Raw genomic sequence first — 15,228 nt, forward strand, 5'->3', positions numbered from 1 at the left:
CGGTGCCAGGGCCGTGGCGTCAGTGCGAGACGCCGTCCGCGAGCTTCTGACCCCGCAGCAGGAACCAGGCGGCAACCGCGGTGGCGAGCAGCACGGCCGCGCCGACCCCGGAGGCGAGCCGGAGCCCCTCGACGAAGGCGTCCTGGGCCGCTCCCAGGAGTTCGGCGCCCCCCTCGGACGGCAGGGCCCGCGAGGCCTCCACGGCTCCACCGAGCGACTCGTGGGCCGCGCCCGCTATGTCCGCGGGCGTTCCCGCTGGCACCCGGAATCCCGCATAGACCCCGGTGACGATCGAGCCCAGCAGGGCGATGCCGAGAGCGGCACCGAGTTCGTAGGCCGTCTCGGACACCGCCGACGCCGAACCCGCCTGTTCCTTGGGCACGCTGGAGAGGATGACATCGGCCGTGACCGTGAAGGAGAAGCCCGCACCGAGACCGACCGCCAGCAGGGCAGCCCCCATCAACGGGTATCCGGTGTGCTGCCCGAGCATGGTCAGGGTCCCGAGCGCCAGGGCGATGGCCGCCAGGCCCCCGGACACCACGGATCGCACCGAGTAGCGCCGGGCCACGACGCCGGCGATCAGGCCGGTCACCACGGCTCCGACCGCGGCGGGCAGTTCGGCCAGGCCCGCCTCCAGCGGAGAGCGTCCCTGCACCAGCTGGAGGAACTGCGACAGGAAGAAGACCAGCCCCGACAGCCCGAAGACGGTGAGCAGGTCGGCGAGCACGGCGCCGGAGAAGCCGCGGTGCCGGAACAACCGCATGTCGAGGAGCGGTGAGGGCAGGGTCAGTTGGCGCCTGATGAAGGCGTAGAGGGTGCCCGCGCCCAAGGTCGCGGCCACCGCCACCTCCCAGCTGAGACCAGAGGTCGCGACTTCCTTGACCGCATAGACCACGCTGACCACTCCGACCAGGGACAGGGCCACGCTGAGCAGGTCCCAGGGACCCGCCACCGGGTTCTTGGACTCCGGCAGGAGCCTTACTCCCACGAGGACCAGGACGGCCATCACCGGAAGGTTGATCAGGAAGACCGACCCCCACCAGAAGTGCTCCAGCAGGAAGCCGCCGACCACCGGGCCGACCGCGGCGCCGGCCGAGGCGGTGGCTCCCCAGATCCCGATCGCGAGGCTGCGTTCGCGGGGGTCGTGGAAGATGTTGCGGATCAGGGCGAGCGTGGAGGGCATCAAGGTGGCGCCGGCGACACCGAGCAGCGCCCGGGCGAGGATCATCATCTCGGGGCTGGTCGCGTAGGCGTTCAGGACCGAGACCGCGCCGAACGCGGTGGCACCGAGCAGCAGCAGCTTCTTGCGACCGATGCGGTCACCGAGGCTACCCATCGAGACCAGCAAGCCGGCGATGACGAAGGAGTAGACGTCGCCGATCCACAGCAGTTGGGTTCCGGAGGGCTTGAGGTCCTCACTGAGGAACGGGGTGGCAAGACCGAGCACGGTCGCATCGACGGCGACGAGAAGCACGGCGAGCACCAGCACGGAGAGCGCGATCCAGCGGCCGGGGCTCTTGGCCGCCGTCCGCTCGGCTGCTCGCAGTGATGTGGTCCCGGTCATTTCTCGCTCCGTCGTGCGCCACCGAGCAGCAGCTCAGTGATCATGTATTGAAAGTCCTTGGTGGCGACCCGGCCGTCCATGACGGCCCAGGCGCAGGTACCGATCAGGCCGTAGAGGGCTTCGGTCAGCCAGGCGGGACTGAGGTCGATCCGCAGTTCGCCCGCTTCCTGGCCGCGCCTGAAGAGCGCGGCGACCCGCGCGTCGAGACGGGCCCAGCCCTCGTTGACCTCGTCGCCCTCGAACAGCTGGTTCTCGGTGACGAGGAAGGCCAGCAGTTGGGCATTGGGCTCGATCTCGGCGACCAGCCGCCGCAGTGCGTCGACGACCGGACCCGCGTCGAGTCGAGCGCGGTCGATGGCCTGGTCGAACTGGCGGATGCCGAGGTCCTCAAGGGCCCGGACCAGCGCGTCTCGTCCGGCGAAGTGGCGGTGCAAGGTGGCCCGCCCGATTCCCGCGGCCTTGGCCACCTCGTCCATGGTGGCGGTCGATTTGCGGGAGAGCAGGGCGGCAGCGTCGCGCAGCACCTGGTCACGATCCATAGCCATGAGACAACCCTACAGCGAATGAGACTCTCATGTCTCATTTAATAATCTGCCGTCTCATCTGCTCGCCGACGCCCTGCCCCTGTCACCGACCGGCCCAGACGGGGACGCCCCGGACCGCACAAAGACCCGTACCCCCGACCGCGATGGCGATCGGGGGTACGGGCCGGCCTTCGCCGTGATGAGGCCCAGGCACCCCTGGGGTCAGGACCCGTTCGGCCCCTTGGCCGTGGCCCAGGCGCGCTGGATCACCAGATCGGTCTTGACCTCCGCGAGCTGGACCGCCACCGCGGAGGGCGCGGTACCACCTCGGCCGTTGCGTGAGGCGAGCGCGCCGGGCACGTCCAGCACACCGCGCACCTCAGGGGTCAGGTGCTCAGAGATCTTCGCGAACTGTTCGTCCGTGAGCTCATCCAGCTCGATGCCCTGCGCCTCGCACTCCTTGACGCACTCTCCGGCGACCTCGTGTGCGACACGGAACGGGACGCCCTGCCGGACCAGCCATTCGGCGACGTCGGTGGCGAGGGAGAAACCGGCCGGCGCGAGCTCCTCCATCCGCTCCCGGTTCACCGTGAGCGTGGCCATCATCCCGGTGAAGGCGGGCAGCAACGCCTCAAGCTGGTCACAGGAGTCGAAGACGGGCTCCTTGTCCTCCTGGAGGTCCCGGTTGTAGGCCAACGGCAGTGCCTTGAGCGTGGCGAGCAGGCCGGTGAGGTTGCCGATCAGACGTCCGGACTTGCCACGAGCGAGCTCGGCGATGTCCGGGTTCTTCTTCTGCGGCATGATCGAGGAGCCGGTGGAGAAGGCGTCGTGCAGGGTCACGAAGGAGAACTCCTTCGTGTTCCAGATGATGACCTCCTCGGCGATCCGGGAGAGGTTCACCCCGATCATCGCGGTGATGAAGGCGAATTCGGCGACGAAGTCCCTGGAGGCCGTGCCGTCGATGGAGTTGCCGGCCGAGCCACGCTCGAACCCGAGGTCGGCGGCGACCGCCTCCGGGTCCAGGCCGAGGGAGGAACCGGCCAGAGCGCCGGACCCGTAGGGGGAGACCGCGGTACGGGTGTCCCATTGGCGCAGCCGTTCGGCATCCCGCGACAAGGACTGGACGTGGGCCAGCACATGATGGGCGAACAGCACCGGCTGGGCGTGCTGGAGGTGGGTGCGGCCGGGCATGGCAACCGTCGGGTGGGCCTCGGCCAGGGCGACGAGCGCGTCCTGGAGGTCCGCGATCAGCGCGCCGATGATCCGGGCGTGGTCGCGCAGGTACATCCGGAAGAGAGTGGCGACCTGGTCGTTGCGGGAACGCCCGGCCCTGAGCTTGCCGCCGAGGTCGACCCCGAGCCGCTCCAACAGACCCCGTTCCAGCGCGGTGTGGACGTCCTCGTCGGCGATGGTGCCGACGAACGCCCCGGAAGCGACGTCCGCCTCAAGCTGATCGAGGCCGGCGAGCATGCGGTCGAGCTCTTCGGGGGTGAGCAGCTCCGCCTTGCGCAGCACACGGGCGTGGGCGCGGGACCCGGCGATGTCGTAGGGCGCCAGACGCCAGTCGAAGTGGACCGAGGCGGACAGCTTCGCGAGGGCCTCGGCCGGACCGTCGGCGAATCGGCCGCCCCAGAGCCTGAGGTCACCGTTGTTGCTGCTCACAGCTACTGCTCCTCTAAGGGGGGATGTGCGACCGCCTCCCCGCCGCGGAGGAAGCGGGGAGGCGGTCAGGTACGTGCCGGGGCGGGCTTATGCAAGGTCGCGCTTGGCGGCGATCTTCGAGGAGAGGCCGAAGAGCTCGATGAACCCCTGGGCCTTGGACTGGTCGAAGGTGTCTCCGGAGTCGTACGTCGCCAGGTTGAAGTCGTAGAGGGACTCCTCGGACTTCCGGCCGGTGACGACGGCACGCCCGGCGTGCAGGGTCATCCGGATGTCTCCCGTGACGTGCTGGTTGGCCTCGTCGATGAACCCGTCGAGGGCCCGCTTGAGCGGGGAGAACCACAGGCCGTCGTAGACCAGCTCGCCCCAGCGCTGCTCGACCTGCCGCTTGTACCGGGCGAGCTCGCGCTCGACGGTGACGTTCTCCAGCTCCTGGTGGGCGGTGATCAGGGCGATGGCGCCGGGCGCCTCGTACACCTCGCGGGACTTGATGCCCACCAGGCGGTCCTCGACCATGTCGATCCGTCCGATGCCCTGGGCACCGGCGCGCTCGTTGAGCTGCTGGATGGCCTGCAGGACGGTGACGGGGCGGCCGTCGATGGCGACCGGGACACCCTCCTTGAAGGAGATGACCACCTCGTCGGCCTCGCGGGCTAGGGCCGGGTTCGAGGTGTACTCGTAGATGTCCTCGATGGGGGCGTTCCAGATGTCTTCGAGGAAGCCGGTCTCGACAGCCCGCCCGAAGACGTTCTGGTCGATGGAGTACGGGGACTTCTTGGTGGTCGCGATGGGGAGCTGCTTGTCCTCGCAGAAGGCGATGGCCTTGTCGCGGGTCATGGCGTAGTCCCGGACCGGGGCGATGCACTTCAGGTCGGGGCCGAGGGCGGCGATGCCGGCCTCGAAGCGGACCTGGTCGTTGCCCTTGCCGGTGCAGCCGTGGGCTACGACGCCCGCGTTGTGCTTCTTGGCCGCGGCCACCAGGTGCTTGACGATCGTCGGCCGGGAAAGGGCCGAGACGAGTGGGTAGCGGTCCATGTAGAGGGCGTTGGCCTTGATCGCCGGGAGGCAGTACTCGTCGGCGAACTCGTTCCTGGCGTCCGCGACCTCGGCTTCGACGGCACCGCATGCGAGCGCGCGCTTGCGGATGACGTCCAGGTCCTCGCCGCCCTGGCCGACGTCCACGGCAACGGCGATGACCTCGGCGCCCGTCTCCTCGGCGATCCAGCCGATGGCGACGGAGGTGTCCAGGCCGCCCGAGTAGGCGAGTACGACGCGCTCGGTCACGGGTTTCTCCTTAGGGTGCAATCACTGACAGGCATAACTATGCACTACTCCGTATGTTTCGTCAAAGGGGAGCGGAAGCACCTGGTCAGAACGGGCGCACCTTCCCTAGGGTGCGGGATATGTGGACGCTGATCCCCTTGTCACCCACGCGCTACCTCACCCCGGAGGAACGGCTCCTGCTCGGTAAGCCACTCGCCCGGGCGATCGACACCACCGACCCCGAGGCCTGGGTACACCTGGAAGGCCGCATAAGGCTCTCCACCTGGTGGAACGGCCGGGACGAGACCGTGGACTGGGCCAACGCCCCCCGCTGGGACGAAGAGGCCGCAGACGTCGCCTGGTCGCAGCTGCCTCCGTCCGAACCCGAACTCGCCCTAGCCCTGTGCCACGACCGCGGCCGGGTCCGGGAGACCGCACTGACTTTCGCGGCCGACCGGCCGGAGGTGATACCGCTGGTCCTCATCCGGTGCGCGGACGGCCAACCCCGGGTACGCGAACCAGCACGGGCCCTCCTGCGCACCGCCCTCACGCATGGGACACTCCAGGCCACCGACCTGGTGTCCCTCGCCGTGCGCCTGGCCCTGCGCCGCCACGGGAGCTGGGCCCTGGAACAGGTACTCGCCGTGGCGGGACCGCTGCCGGACACCCTGCTCCACCACCTGTGCGGTAGTCCACTGCCGCACGCCCGACTACTCGGCGTACGGCACTCCCTGGAACGCGGGCTGCTCACCCCTCGCCGACTGACCGAGCTCGCGACCACCGGAAAGGATCCGGCGGTGCGCCACCTGTGCACCGAAGCCCTCCTGGCCGCCGTCACCCCCGGCGATCCCGACGGACTCCTGGACCCGCTGCTGGCCGCTTCCTCCGCCGTGGCCCGGTCCTCCGCCGTCACCGCCCTGCACAGAGCCGGCCGGGGCGCGAAGGCTCAGGTCCACCTCAGCGACCCCTCGGCCCGGGTCCGCTCGGCGGCCCGTCTGGTCATGCGCCTGGAAGGCGAGGACCCGCTCCCGCACTACCGGTCGATGTGCGCCGATCCCGCCAGCCCCGGATTGCCGCCGGGGGCCGTCCTCGGCCTCGCCGAGTCCGCGGGCCCGAAGGCCCTGGAACTGCTGCGACCACTGACCGGCCATCCCGAAGGGCGGGTCCGGGCTGCCGCCCTGGCCGCCCTGCGCATGACGGACGCCGCCCCTCCGGACGAGCTGATGGCCGCCATGACCGACCCGCACCCCGCCGTCGTACGGGCCGCCCGCAAAGCGCTCGTCCCCTACGTCCTGTTGGTACCCGAGGCCTGGCTCGCGGGGCTCGTCGCAAGGAGTCAACCCCGACACGTCAGGCGGGCCGGGCTGCGCCTGCTGTGCGCGCACGGCCTCGGACTGCGTAGGCGGGTCCTGGCCGCGCTGGAGGACGACGAGGACCCCGAGGTCGCCTACGAGGCACAGCGCGCCCGATACGAACAACCGCCACCCGGCGGCCCCACCGGATGACCGGGGCGCCGCACGGCTGAGGTCTCGGCCCGGCCTCCGGTCGCAGCGGTGGGCATCACACCGGACCGCCGCGAGAAACTCCGGCGCCAACGCTCCCGCCGGCTTCGCACGCCCTCTGGTAGACCGTCCGTAACGGGGCCCGACCGCGGCCCGAGCTCCTTCGACCGCAGGGGAAGCGCACATGCCCGGCCGGTTCCACACCGCCCTCGTACTCGCCGCCCTCATCGGCGCCCTCGGCGCGGCGCCCCAGAGCACGGCCGACACGGCCTTCCCGTTGCCGCACCTGATGGCCGATACGGGCGGCGGGGATCAACTGATCACCGCGGTCGCCCTCGGACCGTCCCACACCGCGGGAACGCTGACCTGGTGGGAACGCCGCCGCTCCGGGCGTTGGGCGCGGGTGGGCAGCGCACCCGCCCGCTTCGGTACGAACGGCCTGGTCGAGGGCGACTCCCGCACCCAGGGCACCAGCACCACCCCCAGCGGACTGTACGACCTGCCCTACGCCTTCGGCATCGAGCCGGCCCCAGCCGGGACCAGCTACCCGTACCGGCCCGTGGGGGCGGACTCCTGGTGGTGCCAGGACAACTCCTCGGTCCATTACAACCGTTGGGTGGAGCCCCGACCTGCGGACTGCGCACCGCACGAGGCCGAACACCTGATCACCTATCCGCAGCAGTACGCCCGTGCGCTGGTCATCGGCTTCAACTACGCGCAGCCGGTGCAGGGCCGCGGAGCAGGCATCTTCCTGCACGTGGACGGCGAGGGGACCACGGCGGGGTGCGTCTCAGTACCCGCGGAGGCAATGGAGCGCATCCTGCTCTGGGCCGACCAGGAGGAAGACCCGCACATCGCGATCGGCAGCGCCACCGGTCCACTGGCTGTGACACGCTACTGACCGCCCGGTCCTGCCGCCGCACGCGGCAGGACCGGGCGGTCAGCCCTCCTTCTGAGCCAACCTCAGGAGGTGGTCCGCCAGCGCCTGACCGCCGTTGGGATCCCGGCTGATGAGCATCAGGGTGTCGTCTCCGGCGATGGTGCCCAGGATCGCCCGCAGTTCGGCCTGGTCGATGGCGGATGCCAGGAACTGGGCGGCGCCGGGCGGGGTGCGCAGGACGACGAGGTTCGCGGACGCCTCCGCGGAGATGAGCAGTTCACCGGAGAGGCGGCGCATCCGCTCCTCCTTCACCGACTCACCGAGTGGCGCCTGGGGAGTACGGAATCCGCCCTCGCTGGGTACCGCGTAGATCAACTCGCCGCCGGTGTTGCGGATCTTCACCGCACCCAGCTCGTCGAGGTCTCGGGAGAGCGTGGCCTGAGTGACGCTCAGTCCGTCGTCTGCGAGCAACTTTGCGAGTTGGCTCTGGGACCGCACCGGCTGCCGGTTGAGGATGTCCACGATCCGGCGGTGGCGGGCCGTGCGGGTCTGCGGTACGGCAGGACCGCCGTGCTCGTTGTGCGCCTGACTCATCGTCGTCTCATTTCTCAGCGGTGTCCGTCCCCGTGCGCGACATCGAGGATGCCGGGCAGTGCCCGGAGGAACGCGTCCACCTCCGCCTCGGCGATGACCAGTGGCGGCATGAGCCGGATCACGTCGGGGGCGGGCGCGTTGACCAGGAAGCCGGCGTCCTGAGCCGCCTTCTGCACCTGCGGTGCAAGTGGCTCGGTCAGCACGATACCCAGGAGGAGCCCCGCACCGCGGACATGGGAGACCAGGGGGTGGCTCGGGGCGCCGCCAGGGCTCTCGATGGCGCAACGCAGCCGCTCACCGGTCGCCTTGGCCCGGTCGAGGAGTCCCTCTGCCTCGATGGTCTCCAGTACGGCGAGTCCAGCGGCGCAGGCCACGGGGTTGCCGCCGAAGGTGGTGCCGTGCTGTCCGGGCTGCAAGAGGTCCGCTGCCGGCCCGAAGGCCACGGTCGCCCCCATGGGCAGTCCTCCGCCCAGCCCCTTCGCGAGCGTGACCACATCGGGTTCGACGCCCTCATGGGCGAGGTGCTCGAACCAGTGGCCGGTGCGTCCGATCCCGGTCTGCACCTCGTCCAGCACCAGGAGGGTGCCGGTGGCCCTGGTGATCTCGCGGGCAGCCTTGAGGTAGCCGGGCGGCGGGACGACCACACCGTTCTCGCCCTGGATCGGTTCGATGATGACGAGGGCGGTCTCCCGGGTGACCGCGGCCCGTAGCGCTTCCACATCGCCGTACGGCACATGTGACACCTCGCCGGGCAGGGGCAGGAAGGGCGTCTGTTTTGCAGGCTGCCCGGTCAGGGCCAACGCTCCCATGGTCCGGCCGTGGAAGCCCCCAGACGTGGCCACCATGTGCCCGCGCCCCGTCAACCGCCCCAGCTTGAAGGCTCCTTCGACCGCCTCCGCCCCCGAGTTGCAGAAGAAGACCCGTCCAGGACGCCCGAAGCACCGGAGCAACCGCTCCGCAAGCATGATCGGCGGTTCGGTGGCATAGAGGTTGGAGACGTGGCCGAGCGTGGCGATCTGCCCGGACACGGCCTGGACCACCACGGGGTGGGCGTGCCCGAGCGCGTTCACCGCGATGCCCCCGACGAAGTCGGTGTACGAACGCCCGTCGGCGTCCCACACCCGGGCGCCCGCCCCTCGCACCAGGGTCAGCTGTGGCGTCCCGTAGTTGTTCGCCATCGAGGCGCGCCACCGCTGGGCGAGGCTCTGGTTGCCCTGGCTGTTGGCCGTGCCGCTCATGCCGCTCCGCCCTCCTTCTCGTCACTGTGACCCGACTGGCCCTGCTCCGCCGCACCCGTGTGCCGGGCCTCGGCCGCGTCGGGTACGACCATCGTGCCGATGCCCTCGTCGGTGAAGATCTCCAACAGGATCGAGTGCTGCACCCGCCCGTCGATGACACGTGCGGTGTGTACGCCGTTACGGACGGCGTGCAGGCATCCCTCCATCTTGGGCACCATGCCGCTGGAGAGCTCGGGGAGCAGCTTCTCCAGTTCGCTGGCTGTCAGCTGACTGATGACCTCATCGCTGGCCGGCCAGTCCGCGTAGAGGCCCTCGACGTCGGTGAGGACCATCAGGGTCTCGGCGTTCAACGCCGCTGCGAGCGCCGCCGCTGCGGTATCGGCGTTCACGTTGTACACATGACCGTCCTCGGCGCTGCGCGCGATGGAGGAGATCACCGGGATCCGGCCGTCCTCCAGCAGCGCTTCGATCGCGCCGGTCTCGATGGAAGTGATCTCACCGACCCGACCGATGTCCACCAGCTCCCCGTCGATCTCCGGCCGGTGCTGGACCGCCGTGATGGTGTGCGCGTCCTCGCCCGTCATACCCACGGCGAGCGGTCCGTGCTGGTTGAGCAGACCGACCAACTCCCGCTGGACCTGACCGGCGAGCACCATCCGCACCACGTCCATCGCCTCGGGCGTGGTGACCCGCAAGCCCGCCTTGAACTCGCTGACCAGTCCGTGACGGTCCAACTGCGCGTTGATCTGGGGGCCACCACCGTGGACGACCACCGGTTTGAGTCCGGCGTGCCGCAGGAAGACCACGTCCTGGGCGAAGGCCGCCTTCAATGCCTCGTCGACCATCGCGTTCCCGCCGAACTTGATGACCACGGTCTTGCCGTGATGGCGGGTCAACCAGGGCAGGGCCTCGATGAGGATCTCGGCCTTGGGAAGAGCGGTGTGTTTGCGCGCGGCGCTCATGAGCTGTAGGCGCTGTTCTCGTGTACGTACTCGGCGGTCAGGTCGTTGGTCCAGATCACGGCGGACTCGGAACCGGCCGCGAGATCCGCCGTGATCGTCACCTCACGGCCGGACATGGAGACGAGCTCGCGGTCCTCGCCCACGCCGCCGTTCTTGCAGACCCACACCCCGTTGATGGCCACGTTCAGCCGGTCCGGGTCGAAGATCGCCTTGGTGGTGCCGATCGCGGAGAGCACCCGCCCCCAGTTGGGGTCCTCGCCGTGCACGGCGCACTTGAGCAGGTTGTTGCGGGCGATGGTCCGGCCCACCTCCACTGCGTCCTCCTCGGTCCAGGCGCCCGTCACCTCGACCTGGATGTCCTTGCTCGCCCCCTCGGCATCGCCGATGAGCTGCCGGGCCAGATCAGCGCAGACCCTCCGTACGGCCTCGGCGAAGTCCTCCTGGGCGGGTAGCACGCCCGAGGCACCGGAGGCCATCAGCAACACGGTGTCGTTGGTGGACATGCAGCCGTCGGAGTCCACCCGGTCGAAGGTGGTGCAGGTGGCGGCGCGCAGCGCCGTGTCGAGGGCGCCGCTGTCCACGTCGGCGTCCGTGGTGAGCACGACAAGCATGGTGGCCAGGCCCGGGGCGAGCATCCCCGCGCCCTTGGCCATCCCGCCGACGGTCCAACCGTCCTGCGTGACCACGGCCGTCTTGTGCACGGTGTCGGTGGTCTTGATGGCGATGGCCGCGGCCTCACCGCCACTGCCCGAGAGCGCCTCGGCGGCCGACTCCACACCGGGCAGCAGCTTGTCCATGGGCAACTGCACACCGATGAGTCCGGTGGAAGCCACCGCGATCTCGCCGGCGCTGTGCTCGCCGTGCCCACCGATGTCAGTCAGCACCTGCGCGACCTTCTCGGCGGTGGCATGGGTGTCCTGGAAGCCCTTGGGCCCCGTACAGGCATTGGCTCCACCGGAGTTCAACACGACGGCGCTGACCGCCCCACCGCGCAGTACCTGCTCGGACCACAGCACCGGGGCCGCCTTGACACGGTTGGAGGTGAACACTCCTGCGGCGGACCGGCGGGGGCCCTCGTTGACCACCAGGGCCAGGTCCGGATTTCCGTTCTGTTTGATCCCGGCGGCGATTCCCGCAGCCGTGAATCCCTGTGCGGCCGTGACGCTCACGGGGCGACTCCCATCGTGGAAAGACCCAGGCCCTCGTCGAGGCCGAGGGCGATATTCATGCTCTGCACCGCTCCGCCGGCGGTGCCCTTGGTCAGGTTGTCGATGGCGCAGATCGCGATCACGCGATCGGCAGCCTCGTCGTACGCGACCTGAAGCTGTACGGCGTTGCAGCCGTGCACGGAGGCGGTCGCGGGCCACCGCCCCTCGGGGAGGAGGTGTACGAAGGGCTCAGTGGCGAAGGCCTTCTCGTAGGCGGCCCGCAAGGACTCGGATGTGACCCCCGGCTTCGCCTTGGCACTGCACGTCGCGAGGATCCCCCTGGACATCGGCGCCAGCGTGGGCGTGAAGGAAACGGAAACCCGTTGACCCGCGACCGCGCTGAGGTTCTGGATCATCTCCGGGGTGTGCCGGTGGCCACCACCCACCCCGTAGGGGCTCATGGATCCCATGACCTCGGAGCCCAACAGGTGCGGCTTGAGCGCCTTGCCCGCGCCGGAGGTACCCGTGGCGGCGACGATCACCGCCTCCGCCTCGACCAGCCGATCCTGATAGGCGGGGAAGAGCGCCAGGGAGACGGCCGTCGGATAGCAGCCGGGCACGGCCACGCGTTTGCTCCCCTCCAGCACGGCCCGACCCCCGGGCAGCTCGGGCAGACCGTAGGGCCAGGTTCCGGCGTGTGGGGAGCCGTAGAAGCCCGCCCAGTCCTCGGCGCTGGTCAACCGGAAGTCGGCCCCCATGTCGACGACCAGCGTCTGCTCGCCCAGCTGGGCGGCGATGGCGGCGGACTGCCCGTGCGGCAGCGCCAGGAAGACGACCTCGTGTCCGGCGAGGACCTCGGCCGTGGTCGGCTCCAGGACTCGCTCGGCCAGCGGCAGCAGGTGCGGCTGGAGCTGGCCGAGGCGCTGCCCGGCGTTGGTGTTCCCGGTCAGCGCGCCGATCTCGACGCCTGGATGCCCGAGCAACAGGCGCAACAACTCACCGCCCGCGTACCCGCTCGCCCCGGCAACCGCTACTCGTACCGCCATCGAACCCTCCTCGTCGATGGCATGACTATACGTTTCAATGCACGTTTATGCAATGCTGCCGCTGGCGCCCCGCCGAAGGGGTGTGACTGAGCGCTCCGGTTGGCGGGTGAGTGCTCCACCTGGCGGGCCGAGCGCTCCGTGCGGAGAGGTACGGGTCTCGTGCCCACACATGGGTGAACGGCGCGAGTGAGTAATTCATCGCAGGGAGCGGCGTCGCAACACGCCTGCGAGGACTGCTGCGAGGAGGGCGAGTATGGACACCGCCAGACCGATGAAGATCACGGGATTCACCCAAGCCGACGCCAGCTCCGTTCCCACGCCGCCCGACGTCACGCACTGCGAACTGACCGGCAGCGTCCACCGCGTCACGATGCGATCGCCCTCCACACCCTGCGCCGCGCGCACCTGGTCCGGGTCCAGGATGTAGAAGCCCGACGTCACGCCCCACGAGTAGGCGCCGAACGAAACCGCCGCAGCCATGACGGCAACCAGAGCGCAGGTGGCGACACTCGACAGATGTCCGATACTTGGCCGCTGCTTGCGGACCCGGACGATCAGGACGGCAGCGCCGACGACGACGCAGGGTGCCAGGACCGGAGCATAGATCACAGCCAGGAACAGGAAGATCTCCATTCCGGTTCAGACATCGGCCGGACAAGATCGGTTCCACCTCTCCTCCTGCACCAGCTCGGCGGCGCGGCGAAGGCGCAACGCCACACGGCCTCCGCCGATCCGGGTGAACGTACGGCTTCATGGCCGTGCGCCCTTCTTGGCGAGTCCCGCCGACTGGAGCGCTCAGTCACAGGGGTGTTGACCACGACCGATGGTTCGCGGTTCCGATCGCTAGTTGGCGAGGTGGGGAAACGCCGCGACTGGCCGGCGCGCCCGACCTCCTCGGTTGGAATTTGACCCATGAATCAGCAGGTCGATTGCACTGTTCATCCGGGCAATCTGGCACCCAGAATGGTGATCACAAAGGCGGACACTGAAGCACTCAGCCACAGGGGGTGCGACCGCGCGTTTCTCCCGCACCGGCCAGCACTGCGGCGAGGCCCCACGCCGCCTGGCCGCGACTACGATCAACATGGGCCTGCCCGGGTTCGCCGGGGGCTCATGAAGATCCGTTCCCACCTCGCTCGACCGGCCCGTGTGCCCAGACCCCGAGGCGCCGGCCCGGACGCCCACCCGGCGCCAAGAACAATCACCGGGCACCCGGCCACGATGTCGGCAGGACCGTCAAACGCCCCGGGGGACCCTCTGGCCATCGGCCAGCCCGAAAGGTCTCGCGTGGGCTAGGAGCAAGCTCAGGTACCCAAGAGCTCGATGACTTCGCTCACCCGGCGGACCGGGAGGGGGGTCCACCGCGGCGTTGGCGCCAGCCGGGAGACCACCGCGCTGAGCCACTCCGGGTCTCCGAGGCGGTGCAGCAGCTTCGCCTCGGACGTCTTCTCGACCAGGCCGATCACCAGTGCCATGTGCATGGATGTGTAAGTGCGTTCGTGATGGGTGTAGTTCACCGACCAGGGCTTGGATCGATCGCGAATGCCGAACAGGGAGCAGCCAGTTGGGCCACCGTCCATGTAGCCGCCGGCCGCGACGATGACACCCCCGGTGCGGGTGGCCATCCACGGCTTCATGGCGACCCTCAACCCAAGGCTGTGGAGGCTGCTCCACGGAACGAGGTCCCGGGGCTCCGCTTCTCCCCGCATGTGGTGCTCGATGCCTTCGGTGGTGAACACCAGGCATGACCCATCGTTGCGCTTCGGGTCCCCGATGACCCATCGGTCCCCGACCAGTTCCAGCGGCCCCAGGTGCTGCATCAGATTCCCCCATAGATCTTGCGTTCCCCTGCCCAGAATCTATCCTCAGCAGGCCCGTCCAGAAATCGGGCCGCCGAGGAACTCCTCCGTCACGTCGACCAGGTCTCTCCCGGTTCTTCTCTGACGGAGCCAGTTGTCGCATGGTCAGCTTCCCGGCCTCCGAGCTGCCGGAACCAACCTGGCGCCTCCACGACACGTCGCCGGACGCTCGGCCCATCGGCAGGGGGCTTCGCCACCGCGGGTCCGGCTGCACTGAAGCCAGGGCGTGGGAGAAACGGCCCACGCGGCATCAGAGGGCGAGTAGGTCCCTGCCCAGGCCGTTGAGCGGGCCACCGCTGTCGAACAGGGGCCCGCCCTCGGCCAGGCTTCCCGTATCGACGGCTTGGAACCCGGCGCTGTCGGCCAGGTCGGCCACCTTGCGCTTGGCGTCGGCGTTGTCGCCGGCGAGGAGGACGATGCGGCGCCCGCCGTTTACGGCGGGATCCTCGGCGAGGACCTGGGCCAGGTAGGTGTTGAACCCCTTGACCACGAGGGCACCTGGCACGAGCGAGGCGATGACCTCGGTGGGCGGGCGGCCCCCGGTGTCCGCGATCTCCAGACCGGTTGCCGTCTCCCGCAACGGGTTCACTGGAACGAGGACGGTACGCCCCCGCCAGGAGGAAACCGAGGCCACCGCGTTCTTTGCCTGGTCCCACTGGACAGCCAGGACGACGACGTCACCGAAGTCGGCGGCCTCCTGAGACGTCCCGGCCGACGCGTTCGGGCCGAGCTCACCGACGAGGGCCGCGAGCTTCTCCGGCCCCCGGGAGCCCGCCACTTTGACCTGGTGCCCGGCTCGGGTGAGCAGCCGGGCCAGAGCGGTGCCGATACGACCCGCACCAATGATCCCTACGTTCATGACCCCACCGTCACACACCCCCGGCCCTCTCGCCTCCGGCGAGCACTGGGCAGCCCCGGCTCCAGGCGCGGAAACCCCGCTCAGGTCCCCGGAGTCGCTCCGCCCGAGCGGTGGCGCCCCAGGAGCGGGA

At 69.6% G+C, this 15,228-nt stretch carries 14 protein-coding genes and 1 pseudogene; 3 read left to right on the forward strand and 12 right to left on the reverse strand.

Annotated features, from left to right (window positions below; all coding sequences use genetic code 11):
* Positions 1-19: 19 nt before the first annotated feature.
* From ACFYMC_RS07375 to ACFYMC_RS07390, 4 genes are all read right to left on the reverse strand, one after another.
* Positions 20-1,564: an MFS transporter gene (locus ACFYMC_RS07375; protein WP_388520179.1), complete on the reverse strand. Its 1,545-nt coding sequence runs from the start codon at positions 1,562-1,564 to the stop codon at positions 20-22.
* On the reverse strand, positions 1,561-2,109 hold the full coding sequence (locus ACFYMC_RS07380; protein WP_388520182.1) for a TetR/AcrR family transcriptional regulator: 549 nt from the start codon (positions 2,107-2,109) through the stop codon (positions 1,561-1,563). Before ACFYMC_RS07380 ends, ACFYMC_RS07375 begins: the two co-directional genes overlap by 4 nt.
* A gap of 201 nt (positions 2,110-2,310) precedes the next feature.
* Positions 2,311-3,750 carry an argininosuccinate lyase gene (gene argH, locus ACFYMC_RS07385; RefSeq protein WP_388520184.1) on the reverse strand — a complete coding sequence of 480 codons (1,440 nt, stop codon included), beginning with the start codon at positions 3,748-3,750 and terminating at the stop codon, positions 2,311-2,313.
* Positions 3,751-3,837: 87 nt separating this feature from the next.
* Positions 3,838-5,031 carry an argininosuccinate synthase gene (locus ACFYMC_RS07390; protein ID WP_388520187.1) on the reverse strand — a complete coding sequence of 398 codons (1,194 nt, stop codon included), beginning with the start codon at positions 5,029-5,031 and terminating at the stop codon, positions 3,838-3,840.
* 119 nt (positions 5,032-5,150) lie between these two features.
* On the opposite strand from ACFYMC_RS07390, the gene ACFYMC_RS07395 reads away from it, so the two are divergent.
* Entirely contained in the window at positions 5,151-6,515 is a 1,365-nt protein-coding gene (locus tag ACFYMC_RS07395; RefSeq protein ID WP_388520189.1) for a HEAT repeat domain-containing protein, read from the forward strand.
* Positions 6,516-6,696: 181 nt separating this feature from the next.
* Positions 6,697-7,413, forward strand: a complete 717-nt coding sequence (locus tag ACFYMC_RS07400) for a L,D-transpeptidase (RefSeq protein WP_388520192.1) — start codon at positions 6,697-6,699, stop codon at positions 7,411-7,413.
* Between the two features lie 39 nt (positions 7,414-7,452).
* On the opposite strand, the gene ACFYMC_RS07405 is transcribed toward ACFYMC_RS07400, so the two are convergent.
* The 6 genes from ACFYMC_RS07405 to ACFYMC_RS07430 form a co-directional block, all read right to left on the reverse strand.
* Positions 7,453-7,986: an arginine repressor gene (locus ACFYMC_RS07405; RefSeq protein WP_388520195.1), complete on the reverse strand. Its 534-nt coding sequence runs from the start codon at positions 7,984-7,986 to the stop codon at positions 7,453-7,455.
* A 14-nt stretch (positions 7,987-8,000) separates the two neighbouring features.
* Complete coding sequence (locus ACFYMC_RS07410) at positions 8,001-9,224, reverse strand: acetylornithine transaminase (RefSeq protein WP_388520198.1); 1,224 nt, start codon at positions 9,222-9,224, stop codon at positions 8,001-8,003.
* Positions 9,221-10,186, reverse strand: coding sequence for an acetylglutamate kinase (argB, locus tag ACFYMC_RS07415; RefSeq protein WP_388520201.1), 966 nt, complete (start codon positions 10,184-10,186; stop codon positions 9,221-9,223). The genes ACFYMC_RS07410 and argB overlap by 4 nt, the downstream gene beginning before the upstream one ends.
* Positions 10,183-11,355 (reverse strand): bifunctional glutamate N-acetyltransferase/amino-acid acetyltransferase ArgJ, encoded by a 1,173-nt coding sequence (gene argJ, locus ACFYMC_RS07420; RefSeq protein WP_388520203.1) that lies wholly within the window; start codon positions 11,353-11,355, stop codon positions 10,183-10,185. The genes argB and argJ overlap by 4 nt, the downstream gene beginning before the upstream one ends.
* On the reverse strand, positions 11,352-12,380 hold the full coding sequence (gene argC, locus ACFYMC_RS07425; RefSeq protein ID WP_388520206.1) for an N-acetyl-gamma-glutamyl-phosphate reductase: 1,029 nt from the start codon (positions 12,378-12,380) through the stop codon (positions 11,352-11,354). Before argC ends, argJ begins: the two co-directional genes overlap by 4 nt.
* A 195-nt stretch (positions 12,381-12,575) precedes the next feature.
* Positions 12,576-13,013: a hypothetical protein gene (locus ACFYMC_RS07430; protein ID WP_388520208.1), complete on the reverse strand. Its 438-nt coding sequence runs from the start codon at positions 13,011-13,013 to the stop codon at positions 12,576-12,578.
* Between the two features lie 453 nt (positions 13,014-13,466).
* On the opposite strand from ACFYMC_RS07430, the pseudogene ACFYMC_RS07435 reads away from it, so the two are divergent.
* Positions 13,467-13,627 (forward strand): annotated as a pseudogene (locus ACFYMC_RS07435) (transposase); the annotation flags it as partial.
* 57 nt (positions 13,628-13,684) lie between these two features.
* Here ACFYMC_RS07435 and ACFYMC_RS07440 read toward each other — a convergent pair.
* Both ACFYMC_RS07440 and ACFYMC_RS07445 read right to left on the reverse strand, forming a co-directional pair.
* Positions 13,685-14,200, reverse strand: coding sequence for a hypothetical protein (locus ACFYMC_RS07440; RefSeq protein WP_388520211.1), 516 nt, complete (start codon positions 14,198-14,200; stop codon positions 13,685-13,687).
* A 289-nt stretch (positions 14,201-14,489) separates the two neighbouring features.
* Positions 14,490-15,098, reverse strand: a complete 609-nt coding sequence (locus ACFYMC_RS07445) for an NADPH-dependent F420 reductase (protein ID WP_388520214.1) — start codon at positions 15,096-15,098, stop codon at positions 14,490-14,492.
* Positions 15,099-15,228: the final 130 nt, after the last annotated feature.

The sequence above is a fragment of the Streptomyces sp. NPDC006879 genome (assembly GCF_042869595.1).
Lineage (GTDB): Bacteria > Actinomycetota > Actinomycetes > Streptomycetales > Streptomycetaceae > Streptomyces.

Excerpts from the sequence above, each read along its gene's own strand:
- ACFYMC_RS07375 (WP_388520179.1), bottom strand. The coding sequence starts at position 1,564 with ATGACCGGGACCACATCACTGCGAGCAGCCGAGCGGACGGCGGCCAAG.
- ACFYMC_RS07440 (WP_388520211.1), bottom strand. The coding sequence starts at position 14,200 with ATGCAGCACCTGGGGCCGCTGGAACTGGTCGGGGACCGATGGGTCATC.
- ACFYMC_RS07445 (WP_388520214.1), bottom strand. The coding sequence starts at position 15,098 with ATGAACGTAGGGATCATTGGTGCGGGTCGTATCGGCACCGCTCTGGCC.
- ACFYMC_RS07395 (WP_388520189.1), top strand. The coding sequence starts at position 5,151 with ATGTGGACGCTGATCCCCTTGTCACCCACGCGCTACCTCACCCCGGAG.
- ACFYMC_RS07380 (WP_388520182.1), bottom strand. The coding sequence starts at position 2,109 with ATGGCTATGGATCGTGACCAGGTGCTGCGCGACGCTGCCGCCCTGCTC.
- argB (WP_388520201.1), bottom strand. The coding sequence starts at position 10,186 with ATGAGCGCCGCGCGCAAACACACCGCTCTTCCCAAGGCCGAGATCCTC.
- ACFYMC_RS07410 (WP_388520198.1), bottom strand. The coding sequence starts at position 9,224 with ATGAGCGGCACGGCCAACAGCCAGGGCAACCAGAGCCTCGCCCAGCGG.
- argC (WP_388520206.1), bottom strand. The coding sequence starts at position 12,380 with ATGGCGGTACGAGTAGCGGTTGCCGGGGCGAGCGGGTACGCGGGCGGT.
- ACFYMC_RS07400 (WP_388520192.1), top strand. The coding sequence starts at position 6,697 with ATGCCCGGCCGGTTCCACACCGCCCTCGTACTCGCCGCCCTCATCGGC.
- ACFYMC_RS07405 (WP_388520195.1), bottom strand. The coding sequence starts at position 7,986 with ATGAGTCAGGCGCACAACGAGCACGGCGGTCCTGCCGTACCGCAGACC.
- ACFYMC_RS07430 (WP_388520208.1), bottom strand. The coding sequence starts at position 13,013 with ATGGAGATCTTCCTGTTCCTGGCTGTGATCTATGCTCCGGTCCTGGCA.